This window comes from Rhizobium sp. WYCCWR10014, assembly GCF_001657485.1.
In the GTDB taxonomy this organism is placed as follows: domain Bacteria; phylum Pseudomonadota; class Alphaproteobacteria; order Rhizobiales; family Rhizobiaceae; genus Rhizobium.
Genome location: NZ_LXFU01000041.1, coordinates 169364 through 188041, shown reverse-complemented (window position 1 = coordinate 188041; position 18678 = coordinate 169364). Strand labels below are relative to the sequence as shown.

General features: G+C 62.5%; 19 protein-coding genes. 6 read left to right on the top strand and 13 right to left on the bottom strand.

From position 1 onward, the window contains the following. The first annotated feature begins 150 nt into the window (after nt 1-150). Nucleotides 151-537: an acyl-CoA thioesterase gene (locus tag A6U98_RS22785; RefSeq protein WP_003540707.1), complete on the top strand. Its 387-nt coding sequence runs from the start codon at nt 151-153 to the stop codon at nt 535-537. A 19-nt stretch (nt 538-556) separates the two neighbouring features. Beyond that, nucleotides 557-1144 (top strand): hypothetical protein, encoded by a 588-nt coding sequence (locus A6U98_RS22780; protein ID WP_018447223.1) that lies wholly within the window; start codon nt 557-559, stop codon nt 1142-1144. Nucleotides 1145-1264: 120 nt separating this feature from the next. Here A6U98_RS22780 and A6U98_RS22775 read toward each other — a convergent pair whose 3' ends face one another. The 5 genes from A6U98_RS22775 to A6U98_RS22755 all read right to left on the bottom strand — a co-directional run bounded on the left by A6U98_RS22775 (nt 1265) and on the right by A6U98_RS22755 (nt 5121). Continuing rightward, nucleotides 1265-1963, bottom strand: coding sequence for a DUF4405 domain-containing protein (locus tag A6U98_RS22775; protein ID WP_064652962.1), 699 nt, complete (start codon nt 1961-1963; stop codon nt 1265-1267). A gap of 33 nt (nt 1964-1996) precedes the next feature. Continuing rightward, nucleotides 1997-2479 (bottom strand): cytochrome P460 family protein, encoded by a 483-nt coding sequence (locus A6U98_RS22770; protein WP_064652960.1) that lies wholly within the window; start codon nt 2477-2479, stop codon nt 1997-1999. 70 nt (nt 2480-2549) lie between these two features. Then, nucleotides 2550-2942: a carboxymuconolactone decarboxylase family protein gene (locus A6U98_RS22765; RefSeq protein ID WP_197496428.1), complete on the bottom strand. Its 393-nt coding sequence runs from the start codon at nt 2940-2942 to the stop codon at nt 2550-2552. A gap of 49 nt (nt 2943-2991) precedes the next feature. Further along, nucleotides 2992-4080: an alpha/beta fold hydrolase gene (locus A6U98_RS22760; RefSeq protein WP_064652956.1), complete on the bottom strand. Its 1089-nt coding sequence runs from the start codon at nt 4078-4080 to the stop codon at nt 2992-2994. A 141-nt stretch (nt 4081-4221) separates the two neighbouring features. Beyond that, on the bottom strand, nt 4222-5121 hold the full coding sequence (locus tag A6U98_RS22755) for a LysR family transcriptional regulator (protein WP_064652955.1): 900 nt from the start codon (nt 5119-5121) through the stop codon (nt 4222-4224). A gap of 156 nt (nt 5122-5277) precedes the next feature. Here A6U98_RS22755 and A6U98_RS22750 point away from each other — a divergent pair, with 156 nt between their 5' ends. Continuing rightward, nucleotides 5278-6267 (top strand): aldo/keto reductase, encoded by a 990-nt coding sequence (locus tag A6U98_RS22750; RefSeq protein ID WP_064653086.1) that lies wholly within the window; start codon nt 5278-5280, stop codon nt 6265-6267. Between the two features lie 224 nt (nt 6268-6491). Here the strand turns inward: A6U98_RS22750 and A6U98_RS22745 are convergent, their stop codons facing one another. The 6 genes from A6U98_RS22745 to A6U98_RS22720 all read right to left on the bottom strand — a co-directional run bounded on the left by A6U98_RS22745 (nt 6492) and on the right by A6U98_RS22720 (nt 13503). After that, a complete protein-coding gene (locus A6U98_RS22745) occupies nt 6492-7664 on the bottom strand; it encodes a DUF1501 domain-containing protein (protein ID WP_064652953.1) in 1173 nt (390 codons plus the stop codon). Nucleotides 7665-7675: 11 nt separating this feature from the next. Further along, on the bottom strand, nt 7676-9187 hold the full coding sequence (locus A6U98_RS22740) for a DUF1800 domain-containing protein (RefSeq protein WP_064652951.1): 1512 nt from the start codon (nt 9185-9187) through the stop codon (nt 7676-7678). Between the two features lie 211 nt (nt 9188-9398). Further along, complete coding sequence (locus A6U98_RS22735) at nt 9399-9746, bottom strand: DMT family protein (protein ID WP_011652456.1); 348 nt, start codon at nt 9744-9746, stop codon at nt 9399-9401. Nucleotides 9747-10015: 269 nt separating this feature from the next. Beyond that, nucleotides 10016-11266, bottom strand: a complete 1251-nt coding sequence (locus tag A6U98_RS22730) for an MFS transporter (protein ID WP_064652949.1) — start codon at nt 11264-11266, stop codon at nt 10016-10018. 437 nt (nt 11267-11703) lie between these two features. Further along, on the bottom strand, nt 11704-12513 hold the full coding sequence (locus A6U98_RS22725) for a class I SAM-dependent methyltransferase (protein WP_064652947.1): 810 nt from the start codon (nt 12511-12513) through the stop codon (nt 11704-11706). An 81-nt stretch (nt 12514-12594) separates the two neighbouring features. Further along, nucleotides 12595-13503 (bottom strand): AraC family transcriptional regulator, encoded by a 909-nt coding sequence (locus A6U98_RS22720; RefSeq protein WP_064652945.1) that lies wholly within the window; start codon nt 13501-13503, stop codon nt 12595-12597. Between the two features lie 93 nt (nt 13504-13596). Here A6U98_RS22720 and A6U98_RS22715 point away from each other — a divergent pair, with 93 nt between their 5' ends. Continuing rightward, nucleotides 13597-14334, top strand: a complete 738-nt coding sequence (locus A6U98_RS22715) for an SDR family oxidoreductase (RefSeq protein ID WP_064652943.1) — start codon at nt 13597-13599, stop codon at nt 14332-14334. A 92-nt stretch (nt 14335-14426) separates the two neighbouring features. Here the strand turns inward: A6U98_RS22715 and A6U98_RS22710 are convergent, their stop codons facing one another. Next, complete coding sequence (locus A6U98_RS22710; RefSeq protein WP_064652942.1) at nt 14427-15476, bottom strand: class I SAM-dependent methyltransferase; 1050 nt, start codon at nt 15474-15476, stop codon at nt 14427-14429. A gap of 98 nt (nt 15477-15574) precedes the next feature. Between A6U98_RS22710 and A6U98_RS22705 the strand changes: the two genes are divergently transcribed. Further along, nucleotides 15575-16654, top strand: coding sequence for a helix-turn-helix domain-containing protein (locus A6U98_RS22705; RefSeq protein WP_064652940.1), 1080 nt, complete (start codon nt 15575-15577; stop codon nt 16652-16654). Between the two features lie 88 nt (nt 16655-16742). On the opposite strand, the gene A6U98_RS22700 is transcribed toward A6U98_RS22705, so the two are convergent. Continuing rightward, entirely contained in the window at nt 16743-17624 is an 882-nt protein-coding gene (locus tag A6U98_RS22700; RefSeq protein WP_064652938.1) for an NmrA/HSCARG family protein, read from the bottom strand. Between the two features lie 100 nt (nt 17625-17724). Between A6U98_RS22700 and A6U98_RS22695 the strand changes: the two genes are divergently transcribed. Next, a complete protein-coding gene (locus tag A6U98_RS22695) occupies nt 17725-18642 on the top strand; it encodes a LysR family transcriptional regulator (protein WP_064652936.1) in 918 nt (305 codons plus the stop codon). Nucleotides 18643-18678: the final 36 nt, after the last annotated feature.

Genomic DNA, 18678 nt, shown 5'->3' with positions numbered 1-18678 from the left:
ATGAAATTTCAATCGGCAACGGCAGCAACATTTTTCCCGCCGGCCGTCCGTAGCGCTTGGCCTTGCCGTCTTTTACAGCCCTCAGCCTTTGCACTAGGGTGCTTCCCAGTGAATCACCCGCTCACGACCGCACCAGATGGAGAACCCTTGATGACCGATGCCGCCAAGCCGAGAGGCGAATTGACGCTGAGGACGCTTGCCATGCCGGGCGATGCCAATCCGGCTGGCGATATCTTCGGCGGCTGGGTCATGGCGCAGATGGACCTTGCCTCCGGCATCCGCGCTGCAGAGCGTGCCAAGGGTCGCGTCGTCACCGCCGCTGTCAAGGAGATGGCCTTCGAGCTGCCGGTCAAGATCGGCGATACGCTTTCTGTCTATACCGATATTGACCGCGTCGGCCGCACCTCGATCACCCTCTGCGTCGAAGCCTGGGCACACCGCGCGCGTTACGCCAAGATGGAAAAGGTCACGGCGGGCACCTTCATCATGGTGGCGCTCGACGAAGAGGGCAAACCGAAGCAAGTCCCCGAGGAGTGACAGACCAAGGATCGAAAGCATGGAAACGGTCAGCTCACCGGAGGTCTTCCTTCACATCAAGGTGGTGATGGGCATGGTCATCAGCCTTTCGCTCGCCAGGGTGCTGACCGGCGTTGCCGGCATCGTCCAGCATCCAGCCAAGGCCAAGGTCTACCCCATCCATCTTGGCTGGGCGCTGTCGATGTTCCTGTTCATCATCCATATCTGGTGGTGGGAATATCGCTTGCAGGCCGTGCCGGCCATCGGCTTTGGCATCTATCTCTTCCTGATCTGCTTCTGCAGCCTGTTCTTCCTGCTCTGCGCCCTGCTCTTTCCTGCCTCGCTCGACGAATATGGCGGCTACGAAGAATATTTCATTTCCCGGCGCAAATGGTTCTTCGGCATCCTCGGCCTGACCTACGCCGTCGATATTCTCGATACGGCGATCAAAGGTCATGAACGCATCCTCTCTCTCGGCTGGGAATATCCCGCGCGCAACATTGTCTACATCATCCTCTGCACCATCGCCGCCTGGACACCCAACCGCCGCTTCCACGCCACCTTCGTCATCGCCAACCTGATCTACCAGATAAGCTTCATCTTCCGGCTTTATGATGTGCTGGGGTGAGACGTGGTCCCGCGAAGCGGGAGCAATCGATCCAGTGAATCGATTGCAACGTCGAACGCCCTGAGCCCAAGCGAAGGGCCGGGCAGCCGCAAACTCCATATCCCCACAGCCGTCACAACATCACTCGCCGGCATCCGCCACCCGCCGCACCGCACCTGCCCATCGAAGCCAGACAGCCGCATAATAGGCAGCACATGCGCACGCCCCCAGTATCGCGATGTGATGCAAAAAGAACCCGATGGTCGACTCCTGGAAGTCCCAAAAATCGATCGACGGCAGAGCCATGAGCTTGTCTCCAATTCCCATGACGAACAGGCTGTGAATGCCGTATGCGGCAATTGCGCCCGCAACGGCACGAAGGCATGCGGTCCGGATCGCGTTTGGCGCACCGACCCGCAACAGCCTGCCTATGACCACCATGATCATCGACCAGTGAAGGCCAAGATGAACCGCTGCGAGAATGAATGCCCAGTACGCCGCGAGGATGTGAATTTCGCGTGCCGTCGGCCCGCCGCTCAAGGGGAGGAAAGCAAACACCGTGCGGGAAATCAGCACGCTGGTCACCAGCAATGCTGATATCGCCAAGGCGATTGAGATATTCGAAGCGATTGTCAGAAAACTCGGCCTGCCGCGCACCGCCTTTGGAAGGCGCGCCCACCATCGCCTGTTGAAGACGTTGTGCGAGACGAGAAGGACGAACATGCCAGTGCCGATCAACTCATGCGAGGTGTTATCGAGCCACCAGTAGGCGAGCGCGGCCAGAAGCAGCCCGGCGGCGGTGAAGTCGAGCACAAGGCGGATCACGAAAAAAGGACTCACGATGCGATGCCCTCGCCGGAGATTCGGTCCGGCCTAGTCAATGACGGCTCCGTTAAATTCCTTGAGAGCGTCGAGGGTGTAGAGGAAGTCTTCGTCGGCCCTGGACGAATGACAGGACTGGCACCGCGCCGTGTTCTCGGCCATGTTGACGCTGCCGTCCGGCTTGAACCATTGGAACTGCCAGTCGCCGGTGCGACGGTCTTCGTCATAATCGCCGCCCCAGCCGCGGCCCTTTTCCATAACGAAGGTGCGATAGACTTCCCCATCGCGGTAATCGACCAGCACGAAGTGCGTACCGTCGGGAACAGGTTGCCCGTTCTTCACCGCCTGGATGGCTTCATTCGTCGTCATGATATGCTCGGTCACGTTGCCGCGCCTGACGGTCGTGTAATGAACGAGGCCTGCCAATTCGGGCAGCGTCGTCCGGTTCGGCTCGGCGTCGACCTTCCAGCCGACCAGAACTACGGCGCCGGCCATGGCAAAGAGGATGGAAAGGCGCTTGATGAGATGACGCATGGATGTCTTTCCTGGTTTTGTGCGGAAGATTTGGGCGACCGGCTTCGGCAAAAGCGGAAGGCCGCTCGTCTCATTCACGTCCGAACACGTCTTTCGCGACGGCAACGGCCGAGACCGCATTCGGCCAGCCGGCGTAGAAGGCAAGATGGGTGATAGTCTCGATCAGTTCGTCCTCGGTCACACCGTTCTGGCGGGCCATGGCAAGATGGGATCTGAGCTGGTCGGGCCGGTTCATAGCGATCAGAGCGGCAACAGTGACGAGGCTGCGATCCCGCTTCGACAGCTGCGGGCGCTCCCATATGTCGCCATAGAGGACGTCGTCTGTCAGTTCAGCCAGCTTCGGCGCGGTCGCGCCCATCAGTTGCTGGGCGCGCGAGCGCCGGGACTTGTCGTCGCCTTCGGCCGGCGTCTGAGCGCTGACGACGCCCGGCAGAACGGCCAGCATCATGCTGGCGGACAGCATCAAGTTTCCCAACAGTTGTTTCACGGACTTCACCTCATGGTTTCCGAGATCAGTCGAGCTTCTTCTCGCTAAGGAAAGCCGAGACCAGGTCAGCGATCTGGATGTTGTTCAGGTCGGAGAACGCGAAGTGGGTGTTGCCGCGGATGCCGATCTCGGGAAGGTGCACGACGGTGACATCGCCGCCATGCTTGTTCACCGTGTCCCGCCATAGGCGGGCCATTGCCAGGCGCACCCGCCAGCTGTCCTGCGCCGGCATCGTTGTCGGCTGGTCGGGGATGTTGTCGCCGTAATAGATCACGATCGGGATCTTCGTGAGTTTGAGAAAGTCGTCCATCGGCACCGGCACGCCCTTCAGCGTGTCGAAGGCGCTCGGCATATCGGCGGGCACCTCGCCTGCCGGGAACACGAAGCTGCTGCCAGGTTCGAAGGCGACGATGGCTTTAACCTTGTCGCTCTTGATGGCTGTTAGCCAGCCCGGTCCGCCACCCTGCGAGTGAGTGAAAAGAATGCCGGGACCAATTTTCTCGAACAGCTTTGCCACCGCATTCGACACGACGTCCATGTCGAACGGCCCGGTGTTCGGCGTCATCGCGCGAAAATACTGGTTCAGCGCTTCCGGATCGCGGGAGAATTGCACGCCGTCGAAATAGTTCGGCCAGATGCCGACACGGAACTGGTTGAACCAGAGCTGCTCGTCTGACGTCGGCTTCACTGTTGTCTCGGTCATGCTCCGCCCCGCCCCGCCCCGGCGCGGCTGGTCGAGGAGATAGGTGGAGAAGCCTCGACGCAGGAAGATGTTCTGGAAGCCTTCGCGACCGTCGGGCGTCGTCTCCCAGGTCTTGGAGAATTGTCCGGCACCGTGCCACATCACGATCGGGTACTGACGCGGGTTTGCCGGCACCTGATAGAAGGCAAAGGCATGATCGCCGTGATAGGTCTGTCCTGAGGGATCGAGAGGTTTCAGCGGGTCGAAGGTTCCGGGCGCCGTCGTGCTGGTTCCCCCGACGGCAAAGCTGCCCTGCTCCTGGACGACCAATGGCTCCGGCTTTACCGCATCGGCAGCTGTCGCCAATGGCGCGGCAAGCTGCGCTGAGGCAAGCAGCAATGCGGCCAGGGTGTTGGACAATCCACATCGCATGTCGGCTTCTCGCTTCGTTTCAGATGGCGAGAAAGTAGCGGCATTGCACGGAAAGGATTAGACGCCTCGGACAGCTAGGGTCTATTAGACAGACTAATTAATCACAAGCTGTTGATAAGTTGTGATGGAATAAAATCGGCATTACTTTCCTCTATAGCGGAGCGCATCGACGAATAGCGTGAAGGCGGGAGATGCATGCCGCCTGTTCGGATAGTAGAGATGGTATCCAGGGAAGGGCTGGCACCAGTCCTTGAGAACCCGGGTCAGTCGCCCGTCTTCAATGTAGGACTGAACCTGGTCCTCGGGCATGTAGGCCAATCCCAGCCCGTCCAGCACGGCGCCGATCCGCATGGCGATGTTATTGAACACCGTCTGGCCCTCGACACGCACGCGCAGTTCACGTCCGTCCTTCTCGAACTCCCAGGGATATATCGTCCCGTGTGTAGGCAGCCGCATATTGATGCAGTTGTGAGCCGTCAGATCTTGCGGGACATCAGGGCGCGGATGGTCCTCGAAGTAGGAAGGCGCTCCAACGACCGCCATGCATACCTCGGGGCCGATCCGAACCGCGATCATGTCCTTCGCCAAATGCTCGCCGAGCCGGATGCCGGCGTCGTAGCGCTCGGCGACGATGTCGGTCAGGCCGTAGTCGACGATCACCTCGACATTGATATCAGGATTATCAGGAAGAAACCGCGCCAATGCCGGGGCGAGAACGGAAATCGCAGGATGCTCGCCTGCCGTGATGCGAATGGTGCCGGCCGGCCGCTCGCGCATTTCGCTCAAGGCGGCGATCTCGAACTGGATTTCTTCAAATCTCGGCCCGACCCGCTCCAGCAGGCGTTCTCCTGCCTGCGTCGGCGACACGCTTCTGGTCGTGCGGGTCAAAAGCCGAAGCCCGAGCTTCTCTTCGAGACCACGTACCGTCTGGCTCAACGCTGATTGCGACACGCCGAGCTTGGCGGCGGCCCTGGTGAAGCTCCGTTCCCTCGCGACGGTGAGAAAGGCGACGAGTTCATTGAAATTGTTGTCCTGGGGCATTCATTAGTACGCCTTATAGGTCCATGCGCATTACAGCATCTAATCGAAAGCTGACACGAGGACTAAGTTCACGTCAACTCGACTGCGAGACTGGCTGCTCCCGCGCCGCGGAGCGGACTGCCCCGAGCCTTAACAAAACCAGGAATGGATACGACCATGAAGAAGCGCACTATCGGCGATCTCGAAGTCTCGGCACTTGGCCTCGGCTGCATGAGCATGAGCGTCGCCTACGGCCCGCCCGCCGACGAAGCCGACATGATCAGATTGATGCGCACCGCCCATGATCAGGGCGTGACCTTCTTCGACACGGCTGAAGCCTATGGCCCTTTTGCCAATGAAGAGCTTGTCGGCAAGGCGCTCGCACCGATCCGCGACCAAGTGGTCATCGCCACCAAATTTGGCTTCGATATCGATCAGCAAACCGGTGAACGCAGCGGCGGCACCAACAGCCGCCCCGATCATGTCAAGGCGGTTGCCGATGCTTGTCTGCGCCGCCTGAAGACGGACCGTATCGACCTCTTCTATCAGCATCGCGTCGATCCCGACGTGCCGATCGAAGATGTGGCCGGTGCCGTCAAGGAGCTGATCGCAGCCGGCAAGGTGAAATATTTCGGCCTTTCCGAAGCCGGCGTTCAGACAATCCGCCGCGCCCATGCCGTCCAGAAGGTGACTGCCGTCCAGAGCGAATATTCGCTCTTCTGGCGCGGCCCCGAGGCGGAACTGTTGCCCACCCTTCAGGAACTCGGCATCGGTTTCGTGCCCTTCAGCCCGCTCGGCGCAGGCTTCCTGACCGGCAAGATCGACGAGAACACCAAGTTCGATCCTAGCGATTTCCGCAACAGCGTGCCGCGCTTTTCACCTGAAGCCCGCAAGGCCAATTTTGCGCTCGTCGACCTGATCAGGCGGATCGGCGATCGCAAGGGCGCAACACCCGCACAGATCGCTCTCTCCTGGCTACTGTCCCAAAAGCCATGGATCGTCCCGATCCCGGGAACAACGAAGCAGCATCGGCTGGAAGAAAATCTCGGGGCGGTAGACGTCGACCTGCTGCCCGAGGACCTCGCCGAAATCGACGCAGCCCTGTCGGAGATCGAGGTCCAAGGCGAGCGGCTACCCGAGGCAGCGCTGAAGATGACCGGCCGCTAAGGCCCTCTCTCCAGCCTCAGCCTGAGGTGCCCCACAGGGGCCTCGAAGAGGCCGGCCACCCGCCTCGGCAAAATGCCGATGTCGCCGAAGTCACCCGCCCCCGTCCTTCGAGGCTCCAGTCTGCGGCCTGCGCACCTCAGGACGAGGGCTGGCCGGCGTGCCGCGCCGCCCCGCCCCTCCCCTCCTTACTGTGCTGCCACAGAGGAGGAGAAGTGGGCCAAGCCTCACGCCTTGAGAAACTGCGACCCCTTGTCGAACCCCAGCCCCGGAAAAATCTTCGCCGTCAAATCATCGGCACTGACGTCGAACTGCCGATAAAGCATCGCCGCCGCAAGCTCGCGCACGTCGGCGGTCGGCATCAGGTCGCGGTCGTCGAGTAGCTGGCCGTCGCCGATGCCGGGCCAACGGCCGAGGATGCGGCCGCCGTTGATGGCGCCGCCGGCAAGCAGCGCGCACCCGCCGGTGCCGTGGTCGGTGCCGGCTGAGCCGTTCTGGCGCACGGTGCGGCCGAACTCGGTCATGGCAAGCACCACCGTCTTTGCCCAGATCTCAGGCCCGAGCGTGGTCTTCAGGGTATTGATCGCCTGCGAAAGGTCCTGCACCGGCCGTTTGAACTGGCCGGCCTGGCCGATATGCGTGTCCCAGCCTGATATCGAGAAGCTGGCGATGCGGTAATCGCCCTTCAGCATGTTGCCGGCGAGCGCCGCCACATCGGCGATCTTGGCGCCGCGCTGGCCCTCCAGCTCGACTATAATCGAGGCGGTGTCGGCCCGCGTCGCCTCGGCAAGCGCCTCGGCGAACGGCGGATCGCCGGCATAGAGCCGCGCCAGGTACTGCATCTCGTCGCGCGCAGGCGTCAGATTGGAATCCGACGCCCATACATCGACATTGTTGGGTCCGGAGAGGATCAGCTCCGTCGAAGTGTTGATGTCGATCGCCTTGCGCGCATCCGAGCGCGGAATGACGGCGAGCGCCCGGTTCAGCCAACCCGTCTTTTCCTCGGCGACATGCTCGCCACCGGATTCCAGCATGTCCTGCCCGTCGAAATGGCTGCGCTGGTCGCGGTAGGGCGTCGACACCGCATGCACGAAGGCAAGCTCCCGGCTCTTCCACAGCGGCATCAGCTCGGCCGCCGCAGGATTGAGGCCGAAATGGCCATCGAGATCGAGAAGCCCGGTATCGGGCGTCAGCGCCAGCGTCGGCCTGAGCGCCGCAAAGCCGGCATCGCCATAGGGCTGCACAAGATCCAGCCCGTCCATCGCGCCCCGCAGCACGATGGTGACGAAACGGTTGTCACCCGGCATCGCCGCGAAAGTAACGGGCGTGAAGATGGGAGCAGCGGCAAGACAGCAGGCCGACGTCAGAAAGCCGCGGCGGGAGAGCGAAATCCGGTTCATGACAGAGGCTCCTATCGGCGGTTGAATTCGGGCGATGCCAGCACCAGCGTCAGCCCGCTGATCTTGTTCGGCGCCTGCGACACCACGCGGATCGTCTCGTCGCGGGCGGCATCGGCAAGCGTCGATTTCAGGAATTCGCGCGGATCCTCGTCCCGGCCGAACTGTGCCGCGGCCCGCCTTGCCCAGGCCAACCGCTCGGCGAGCTGGCTGCCGGTGATCCAGGCGGAGAAGCCTTCCTCGAAACCGGCCGGGCTCGGCGGCAGCCAGGTCGGCTGGCCCATGCGCCTGAGTGCCCCCTGCCCCAGCGCCCGCGCCGTCTGGAAGGCTTTGAGGCGCTTCTCCCTTGCCTCGCCGGCGGGATCGGTCGTCACCGGCGATCCAGCCATGCCAGGCGTGTTCGCCGCCATGTCGCCCTCGTCCGTGCCCTGCTGGTTCGCCGCCAGGAAACTGCCGACGACGCCGTTGACCGGCCCCGCATTCAGCGCCCTCAGGCCGGTGACGATATAGTCGAAGGGCTGGCGCGCCTTGGCGCCCTCGTCGCGCCAGGCGGCGGGATGGTCGAGCATGGCGGTGTAGACGGCAGTCAGATCGCCATCCGTTTTCTTCCAGGTTTCGGCCATATCGGACACCATCCCCTCGTCAGGCTGGTCGGAGACGAAATGCACCGCGAGCTTGCGGCTGATATGCGCCGCCGTCTTCGGATGGAGCGCGAGATCGTCGAGCATGTCGAGATAATCGTCGCGCGAGCGCCTGCGCCCGCCATAACTGACGCCGAGCACCTCATGTGTCCCGGGCTCCGAAATATTCGGCCGGAACGCGATGTCCATCTCCTTGCGGTCGATAGTGAGCCCCGTCAGCACCATGGCCGCCGCGGTCACATCCGCCTGGCTATAGCCGCTGCCGGCGCCGAGCGTATGCAGCTCCAGCAGCTCGCGGCCGAGATTTTCGTTCAGCCCCTTGTTGCGCTTGATGCCGCCGGCCGAATCCGGCCCGAGCGAATCCGCCTGGTCGAGATAGATCAGCATGGCCGGATGGGCGGTGGCATTGCGCAGCAGATCGCCGAACCTGCCTGATATGAACGGCCGGATCGCCTCGGCCTCGTAGAGCGGCACGATGAGGCGCATCGGCAGGCTCTTATTGGCGCTGGTGGAGAAATGATCGGTCCAGAAGGTCGCCAGCCGCTCGTAGAAGCCGTACGGCGACAACACCGCCTGCATCAGCCGCAGGTTCGCATCGTGCTGGAATTGCTGCTGCGCCTGACGCTGCACCCCTTTGCGTATCTCGCGCTGCGTCGTATCGTCGGTCACCGTCTTGGCGTCCTGCCGGATCTGCTTGAGCTGCTGCTGCAGGCTGAGAATCGCCTGGTGGCGCATGTCTGGGCCGCCGAGGGGAAAGTCCGGCATCGCCGCCACCCCCTTGCGCAGCTGGCCGATGAGCTCGTCCTTGCTGCTCGGCGGCACCTCGCCTGGCCGGAAACCATAACCGAACCGGATCGCCGCCATCGTCGGGAAAGACAGGCTCATGGCGGATCACCTCCTGATCACTGCTAAAGCAATTCCAGCAAAAGTGCACAGCGGTTTTGCGTCCGGAATTGCGTCAAACAAAAGTCAGAGCATTTCCGTGGCCCGGAAATGCTTGAGGTGACAGGCTGCCAGCCGATTGCGACGCCAATCTGTAGGAAATGTGGCGATATCTAGACATGGACGATTTGTAATCTATTGAAAAGGCTAAAGTTTATGCACGGAAGATGAAGGATGCTCCGATTGCGATCAGGGCGAAGCCGATCGCATGGTTCCAGGTCAGGTTCTCACCGAGCCAGAAGATCGAGAAGCCGGCAAAGACGATCAGCGTGATCACCTCCTGCATCGTCTTCAACTGCGCCGTCGTATAGACCGCCGAGCCGATACGGTTGGCCGGCACCGCCAGGCAATATTCGAAAAAGGCGATGCCCCAGCTGACGATGATGGCGAGGAAGATGGCGCTGCTCTTGTGCTTGAGATGCCCGTACCAAGCAAATGTCATGAAGATGTTGGAGGCAAAAAGCATGACGACGGGCCAGAGGGCGGCAGGAGAAAATGGCATGGAAAAACTCGGGGCTGTGGAGGAAAGGATCGAGCCGACGAGATGCCAGCGGGCTTTACCTAGCACGCCGCCATCCGACGGCAAGCCCTCAAGACTCGGACCAATCGTCTCACGCGACAGATTGGGATCAGCGGCAATTTGCGCAGCGACTTGCCTTCCAGCATCACCCTGTTGCGGTCGACGTTTTACGATCGCATCTGCGGTTGCGAAGTGCTCAAGAGCTGAAAGGCCGGCGACACTGCCGCCGGCCTTCATAACCGCAGGCAGCGCTAGATTCGCATCGCGCCATGCGGTTCCTCGGCCTCCTCCGTGCCGAAGCGGACATCCTTCTTCTCGTAGCCGAAGCCGGCAAGGGCCGCGACGATGAGAGCCACCACGGCCGCGACGATCAAGAGCGCATAGGCATAGTCGCCGTCCCAGCGGGCGGCCAGCCCCGCCTGCAGCGTCGCATTGCCTGACGCCAGCAGGTTACCGAGCTGGTAGGCGAAGCCGGGAAAGGTGCCGCGCACCTCGTCTGGGGACAGTTCGTTCAGATGCACTGGTACGATGCCCCAGGCGCCCTGGACGAAGAACTGCATCAGGAAGGCGCCGATGGCGAGCAGTACCGGCCCCGGCGCATAGGCCCAGAGCGGTGCGACGGGTACCGCAATCAGTGCGGCGATGACGATGGCCTTCTTCCGGCCGATCCGCTGCGACAGCGCGCCAAAGAACAGCCCGCCGCAGATCGCCCCGATATTGTAGACGATGGCGATCGCACCAACCGTATAGCTCGAATAGTTGCGCTGGGTTTCGAGGAAGGTCGGATAGATGTCCTGCGTGCCGTGGCTAAAGAAGTTGAACGCCGTCATCAGGAACACCGCCCAGATGAACAGCGGAATGTTTTCGCGCAAAACCGTCAGGAACGGCCGGCGCCTCTCGGCCTGCCGCTTCAAGAAGGCTGGGCTTTCCTCGACATTGCGGCGGATATAGAGCACCAGCAGCGCCGGCACCGCGCCGACAAAGAACATGCCGCGCCAGCCGATGACCGGAAAAAGCAGGAAGAACACGATCGAGGCGATCAGATAGCCCGAGGGATACCCGGCCTGCAGGATGCCGGAAACGATGCCGCGGCTCTGCTCCGGCACTGTCTCCATGACCAGCGAGGCGCCGACGCCCCATTCACCGCCCATGGCGATGCCGTAGAGTGCCCTGAGCACAAGGAACATGGTGAGCCCTGTGGAGAAGCCGGTGAGGAATTCGAACAGCGAATAAAGCAGCACGTCGGCCATCAGGGTGATGCGTCGCCCGTAACGGTCAGCCGCAAGCCCGAAGACCAGCGCGCCGAGGGCCCGCATGGCAAGCGTCAGGAAGATCGCCACCGAAACGGCGGGAACGTCGGTGTGGAATTCCGCGGCGATATATTTGAGAACGAAGACGAGAATGAAAAAATCGAAAGCGTCGAGCGTCCAACCGAGATAGCTGGCGATGACGGTGTTGCGCTGCTGCGGCGTCAGCCGGCGCAGGCTTTCCAAAGCGGACATCTGATATTCCTCCGTCCGAAAGCGGCGGCGAGGCGGGCAATTCCGGATGCCGTCGGAAGGGGTGCCCGAAACGGGCGGGTGATGCTGTTACGGCTGCGTTTGCAGTCCGAGACAGCGGGCAATAACGTCAGCAATGCTGCCCGTGTTCCATCACGAATGCCGTGATCGGGTGGCGTCCCACGCGGCTCCTTGTCGCAGGCATACGACCGTCCAGCGCCCTGCCCTCGGGCGCGGCATCCTCCAACTTCCCTTATCCTGAGGAGCGGAGCCCACAGGGCGAAACCTCGAAGGACACGCTGCAACGCTGCTCCTTGTGTCTATTTGAAGTCGAAGCACCCGCCTCGTCCTTCGAGGCCCCTACGGGGCGCCTCAGGATGAGGCTCCCTTGGATGTTGCCGCCATAGGCACCACAGGCAGCCACAGCGAAAACGCTATGCCTAGCTCTTGCCCGGCACCCTGCCCCGACACGCCCACGCTACCGACGCAAACGACCGCGGCCCATTCGGCTCGCCAGCCTCGTAAGCGGCCCTGACCGCGGCATCGACCGCCTTTCGCTTCGCCGGGTCCAGACCGGCAACATATTTACCGAGCGGTCCTTCGCCGGCGGCGATCGGATCCCAGTAATCCTCGAAGGAAAGATATTCCATCCGGATCAGCAGCGAAGTCTCCTCGACGTCAGCCAGGCCTTGCGCGATGAAGCTCTCCTGCATTTCTCCCGGCCGCATCATCGGCTGGAAACAATATTTGCGGCGCAGGGGTAGAGCGTTTTCGTCGAGAACCGCCACCGTATCCCACATCATCCGCATGAAGGACATGCCGCCATAATGGTCCCAGACGGCGGCCGCGACCACGCCGCCCGGGCGCACCACACGGCGCATCTCGGACACCGCCTTTCCCGCCTCCGGCACGAAATGCAGTACGAGCAGCGACATCGCCCTGTCGAAGCGATTATCCTCGAAGGGAAGCGCGCAGGCATCGGCCTGCTGGATCGATACGCGCGGATCAGTGTTGCGCCGCATTGCCGCCTCAACGAAGACAGGCGAATAGTCGATGGCGACGATCTCCTGCAGACCCGGCGTTTCCGCCAGCGTGAATGCAAGGCTGCCGGTGCCGCAGCCGACATCGAGGACGCGATCGCCATCCGCGAGACCGGCGAAATCGACCAGCATCGGCGCCAGCTTCCTGCTCCAGCGCCCCATCAGCCGTTCATAACCATCGGCACTTTCGACATTGAAACTCGACGGCATTGAAGTCTCCCCCTTCAAGGACGATGGTCTGCCGACGAACAATAGGATTCCCCAGCAACCCTCGCAAGCGGAACAGCCTTCTCACCCGACCTTCGCGTCCGACCAGTAGCGCTTCGGTGCGCGCCCGAACACACGCTTGAATGCGTTTCCGAAGGCGCTTTCGGAGGAATATCCGAGTGCCGCGGCAAGGCCGGCGACCGAGACATCCTCCCGGCGCAGGGCTTCGCGGGCGCGATGCATGCGCCAGCGCGTGAGATAGTCGAGGGGTGCAACGCCGACCAGTTCCTTGAAACGTTGCGCAAAGGCGGAGCGCGACATGCCGATCCGGGTCGCCAGCGCCTCGACCGTCCAGCGATGGCCGGGGCTGTTGTGGATCAGGCTGATCGCCGCGCCGATCTGCGGATTTGTCAGCGCACCGATCCATCCCGTTTCGGCAGCACCCCCGCCCACATAGGCCCGCAGCGCCTGCACGAGCAGGATGTCGCCCATGCGCTGCGTCATCAGCGTCGAGCCCATCTGCCCGGCCCCAAGTTCGTCGTCGAGGGTCGCGAGCGTGGCGCTGAGGATCGCTGCCCCGCGGTCGCTGGCCGGGATATGAATGAACGGCGGCAGCGCATCGAGCAGCAGCCGGGCATTGCCGCCCTCGATGACGAAGCTGCCGCCGATCAGCGCCGTCTCGTCGCCACCGTGGCGAGCGATATTGGAATGCTCCCAGTCGAAGAAGGCGATCCCGTCCTCCGGCTCGCGGTCGAGATCGTTGGCGATCACATAGGCGGGCGCATTGGCCAGCAGGAAGGTGTCGCCGGCAACAAGCGCAAACGGCGGCTCGTCAGGCAGAACGATCGAGCAGGCGCCACGGAGGACCGCGACGAACTTGAGCGCGGGCTTGGCCGGAAAACGAAACGCCCATTGCCCGCCGACCTCGAAACGCGTGCAGCGCGCGCGCTCTATCTCGAGTAGCGAAAACACATCGGATAAAGGATCGATCATGGGAACCTGGACGATCTCGACGAAATCATGGAGCCCACAGCATAGATTCTCCAGGCAACGCCTGCAATCCTCAGCACACAAAGGAGAACGAAGATGCCTGATATCAAGGATAAGGTTATTGCCATCACCGGAGCAAGCAGCGGCATCGGCGAAGCTACCGCACTGCTCCTGGCCGAGCGCGGCGCAAGGATCGTGCTCGGCGCCCGCCGCGCCGATCGGCTGCAAGCGCTGGCGCGACGCATCACCGACAAGGGCGGCGAGGCCGTCTGCCTCGCCATGGACGTCAAGAAGCGCGACGATCTCACAGCCCTCGTCGCGCTTGCCTCCGACACCTATGGCAGGATCGACGTCCTCATCAACAATGCCGGCATCGGGCCGATCTCGCCTCTCGACGAGTTGCGGGTCGAGGATTGGGAGGAGATGATCGACGTCAACATCAGGGGGCCGCTCTATGGCATTGCCGCGGCCTTGCCGGTGTTCCGCCGGCAGGGTTCCGGCCACTTCGTCAACACGCTCTCGACCGCCGGCCTCATCATCAAGCCGACCATGGCCGTCTATGCCGGCACGAAAAATGCCATGCGCACCATCGCCGAAGGCCTGCGGCTGGAGGCCGGCGAACATTTGCGCGTCACCAACATTTCTCCGGGATTCATCAGGACTGATTTCGCCGACTCCATGACAAACGCAGGGATCAAGGCCGAAATGGCTAAACGTATGGACGAGATGGCAATTTCACCCGATGCCATTGCCCGCGCCATCGCCTTCGCCATCGAGCAACCCGCCGATGTGGATATCAGCGACATCGTGGTGCGGCCGACGGCTCAGGCGTGAGGCGTGGGCGACGGCGGTTGAAAAAGTCGGACGCATCTCAAGCGCGTTGGGTGGCCATCCGCCACCCGCGTCTCGAATTGCCTCCGCAGACGTCAGAGCCGAGCCTCCAGCACCATGTTGAACGGGGTCTCCGTCGCGCGCCGCACCTTCGAGAAGCCGCCCGCCTTGAGCACCTCGGTCAGCTTCGCCTGGCCGGCCTGCGCACCGAGAGCGGCGCCCACCTCCTGGCCGAGCGAGGCCGGGACGCAGGTGTTGGCGGAGGCGGCATAGAAGACGCGGCCGACGGGGTTGAGGTTTTCGGCCAGGCTGTCGCCCGCCATCGGCTCGACCAACATCAGCGTGCCCTCCGGCTTCAGAGCCTTGGCGATATGTCTGACGGCGCCGACCGGGTCGCCCATGTCGTGTAGCGCATCGAAGATGGTGACGAGGTCGAAGCCCGCCCCCCCGAAATCCTGCGCCCGCGCCGTCTCGAACCGGACATTGCTCATGCCCTTTGCGTGGCCGCTCGCATGCTCGATCGAATGGGCGTGGAAGTCGATGCCTGTAAACTGCGACTTCGGAAACGCCCTGGCCATCAGCAGGGTCGACGAGCCGAAGCCGCAGCCGATATCGGCAACCCGCGCGCCGCGCTCGAGCTTCTCGACGACGCTTTCCAGCGACGGAAGCCAGCTGTCGACGAGATTGGCTTTGTAGCCCGGCCGGAAGAAACGGTCGGTGCCGCAGAACATGCAGTTGCACCGGTCCGTCCACGAAACGCCGCCGCCATGGCGGAAGGCATGGGTGAGCTTGGCGCGATCGGCATAGATGGCGTCGAGGGCGACAAAGCCTCCGATCATGTTGACCGGGCTATCCTCGACGGCAAAGACCGCCGCCTGTTCCGGCGATAGCGTGAACCGACCGGTCGCCGCGTCAAAGTCGACAAATCCCGACGCTGCCTGGGCGGCGAGCCATTCCCTGACGTAGCGTTCTTTTGTATTGGTCGCTTCGGCAAGTTCGATCGATGAGATCGCTCCCCTCTCCGCCATCTTGCGATAAAGACCCAACTCCTCGCCGATGATGACCAGGGCGGAATTCTGCGCCGCCCCGAGCTCATTCACCATGACGCCGAGCAGCGTCTGCAATTTCTCGATATTCAGTTCCATGGATGCGATACCCTCTCCATCAGGCAGCGACATGCCACCCGTTTCGAAGCGCCTTTTACGTGTTGCCAATGGTTCGCAGCAGAGGCAGGATGGCCGCTATGAAGCCGATAGAGCCACATTCCGCCGATGTGAAGCGCCCCTTGCGGGTCAGCATCGTCGCATTTCCGGAGTGCGACCCCTCGATCATGTACGGCATCTTCGACACGCTGTGGATCGCCGGCGCCAACTGGAAGAGCAGCTCGAACGAGCCGACGAGCGAGGTGATGTTCGCGCCACGCCTGGTCGCCGCCGAGCCCGGTCCGTTGAGGCTGATAACAGGCGTGACGATCATGCCGCAGGAAACGATCGAAGACATCGAAGAGACCGATTACGTCCTCGTTCCGAACGTGCTTGTCGACACGCCCGAAACCATCCGGGCACTCGACCGGCGACTGCTGAACTGGATTGTCGAGATGCATCGGCGCGGCGCGCGGCTACTGGCGGCCTGTGGCGGCTCGATCGTGCTCGCCGAAGCGGGGCTGCTGGAAGGGCAGTCGGCAACGACGCACTGGATGTACGCGCCGCTGTTTCGCAGCCAGTTTCCGAATGTGGAACTTAAGGAAGAGCGCATCCTGGTGCAGGCCGGCGCTGGTCATTCCATCGTCTGCGCCGGCGGCGCATCATCCTGGCAGGACCTGACGCTCTTCCTCATCGCCCGGCATGCCGGAACGGCCGAAGCCATCCGCATATCGAAGATCTTCCTCTATCAATGGCATCGCGATGGCCAGCTTCCCTACGCCTCGATGATCGCCAATGCCGATCACGGCGACGCCGTGGTGAAGAAATGTCAGGAATATGCCCCCCTGCACTACCAGTCCGCGGATATCGTCGCCGAGCTGCTCAAGCTTTCCGGCCTGCCGAAGCGGTCATTCGACCGCCGCTTCAGGAAGGCGACGGGTTATTCGCCGCTCGAATATGTCCAGTGGCTCCGCGTCGAGGAAGCCAAGCAAATGCTCGAGATGGAGGATGGGCCGATCGAGGAGATCGCCCTTGAAGTCGGCTATTCCGACCTCGCCTCGTTCCGCCGTCTGTTCCGCAAGCTGGCAGGCCTGACGCCCGGCGAATACCGCCGCCGCTTCCGGCTGCCCGCCAATGTCGAGGCGGCGCTACAGGCAGTGGCGCCGGCAGCGCGGGCCTAAACACGATGCCTCGCTCGACGAGATCGGGAAGCGGACGCGACCGGCCCGCCTCCATTAGGATGTCACCACTCGATGACGTCGCTGCGCCTTAACCGGCCGTCTTGTCGAGCACACTCCAGTTGAAGCCCTTCGCCCAGTCGGCATAGCTGTGCCAGCCGACCTCAGGAAAATCGCGGCGCAGGGCGGCGATATCGGCGTCGTAGCCGGTACGATCGAACCATTCGAACATCAGCGCCGTATCCTCGCTCTGCTGCCGTATCGCCGCGATCGGCAATTCCCGGTAAGTGATTGGGCGGCCGACCACCTCGGATAGGATCTTCGCCTGTTGCTCGCCCGACAATTCGTCGCCGGCAATATCGAAACGCTTGCCGAACACCTGCTCACGCCTCTCGGCCAAGGTCGCGACGAAAGCGCCGATGTCATCGATGGTGATCTGTTGCAGCACGCGGGCGGGCGGCAGCGCTGCGGCATAGACGCCCTGGCGCAGCCCGTCGATCGCCCAGGGCGCCACGGTGTTCTCCATGAAAGCGACGGGTGCGCTGATCGTGTAAGGGATGCCGAGGCCAGCCACGTGCTTCTCGACCAGATACTTGCTGTCGAAATGCGGAATGCCGGTCTTCTTGTCGGCATCGGCGACGGAGGAATAGATCAGGTGGCCGATGCCGGCGGCCTTTGCCGCATCAGCGGCGGCAATGCCCTGACGGGTTTCCGCGTCCGTTCCGGCCTCGTAGCTGTTGCCCATCAGGAACATCGCGTCGACGCCCTCTGCCGCCGCTGCCACGGATGCCGCGTCGTCAAGATCACCGGCGACGACCTGGACTCCTGCCGCGGTCAGCCGCTTTGCGCTGTCGCTCTCGGGCCGGCGGGTGATCGCCTTGACGCGGTGTCCCCGCGTCATCAACGCGCGTACAACCGCGCCGCCTTGCTGGCCGGTGGCGCCTGTGACCAGTACGCTTCGTATGTTGCTCATCTGCCTGCTCCTTATTGTGACTGATGCAGCAAAGTTAGGGCCTGTCACATTGAACCATAATGGCATATAATTGGAAAACATCGTGCCATCCCAGGATATAATGCTCGATCTCAACGATATCATGATCTTCGCCCGCGTCGTCGAAGCGGGCAGCTTCACCGCCGCCGCGCGCTTGCTCGGCATGCCGAAGACGACGGTCAGCCGCCGCATCGCCGCGCTGGAACGCGAACTCGGTGTACGGCTGCTGCAGCGCACCACCCGCAGCCTCAACCTGACGGCCGCAGGGCGTCTCTACTACGAAGAAGGCAGCCAGGCGCTGCGCACGATCGAGGGAGCCAACCAGCGGCTTGCGGAAGCGCGTGCGGAACCTGCCGGCACGATCCGTATATCGGCGCCGGTCGGCTTCGGTGGCCACTTCCTCCAGGATGCGATCTTCGAATTTCTTTCGACCTACCCGAAGACGAGGGTCGAACTGCGCTTGACCGACGACAGGCTGAACCTCGTCGAAAGCGGTATAGACCTCGCCTTCCGCACCGGCGTCCTCGAAGATTCTACCTTGGTCGCCCGCAAACTCGGCTCGATGCACCGCCTTCTCTGCGCAAGCCCGGATTATCTCTCCCGCTGCGGCCCGCCCGCTGCGCCTGAAGATCTCGTCCGCCACGACTGCGTCATCGCCGGCCAGGCCGCCCATACGCAATGGGTGCTGGAAGGTCCGAACGGTCAGGAAACGGTCGCGGTTTCGGGCCGCTTCGCCGCCAACGAGATGCAGGCGGTGATGGCCGCCGCGATCGCCGGCCATGGCATCGCCCAATTGCCGCACCGATTTGCCGAAGCCTGCATCAAGGACGGGCGGCTGGGCCGCGTTCTCGACGGCTATACGACCCCTGCCGGCGGCTTGCATGTCGTCTATCCCAGCAGCCGACACCTGCCGCCTTTGGTCAAGTCATTCATTGAACTGGCCGTCAGACGGCTGAACGCCACAGGAACCGGCGGGGGCGATGATTTCGCAATCGTCTAGCGCTAGAACAGAATGTCGTCCGAAAACTGCTCTTTC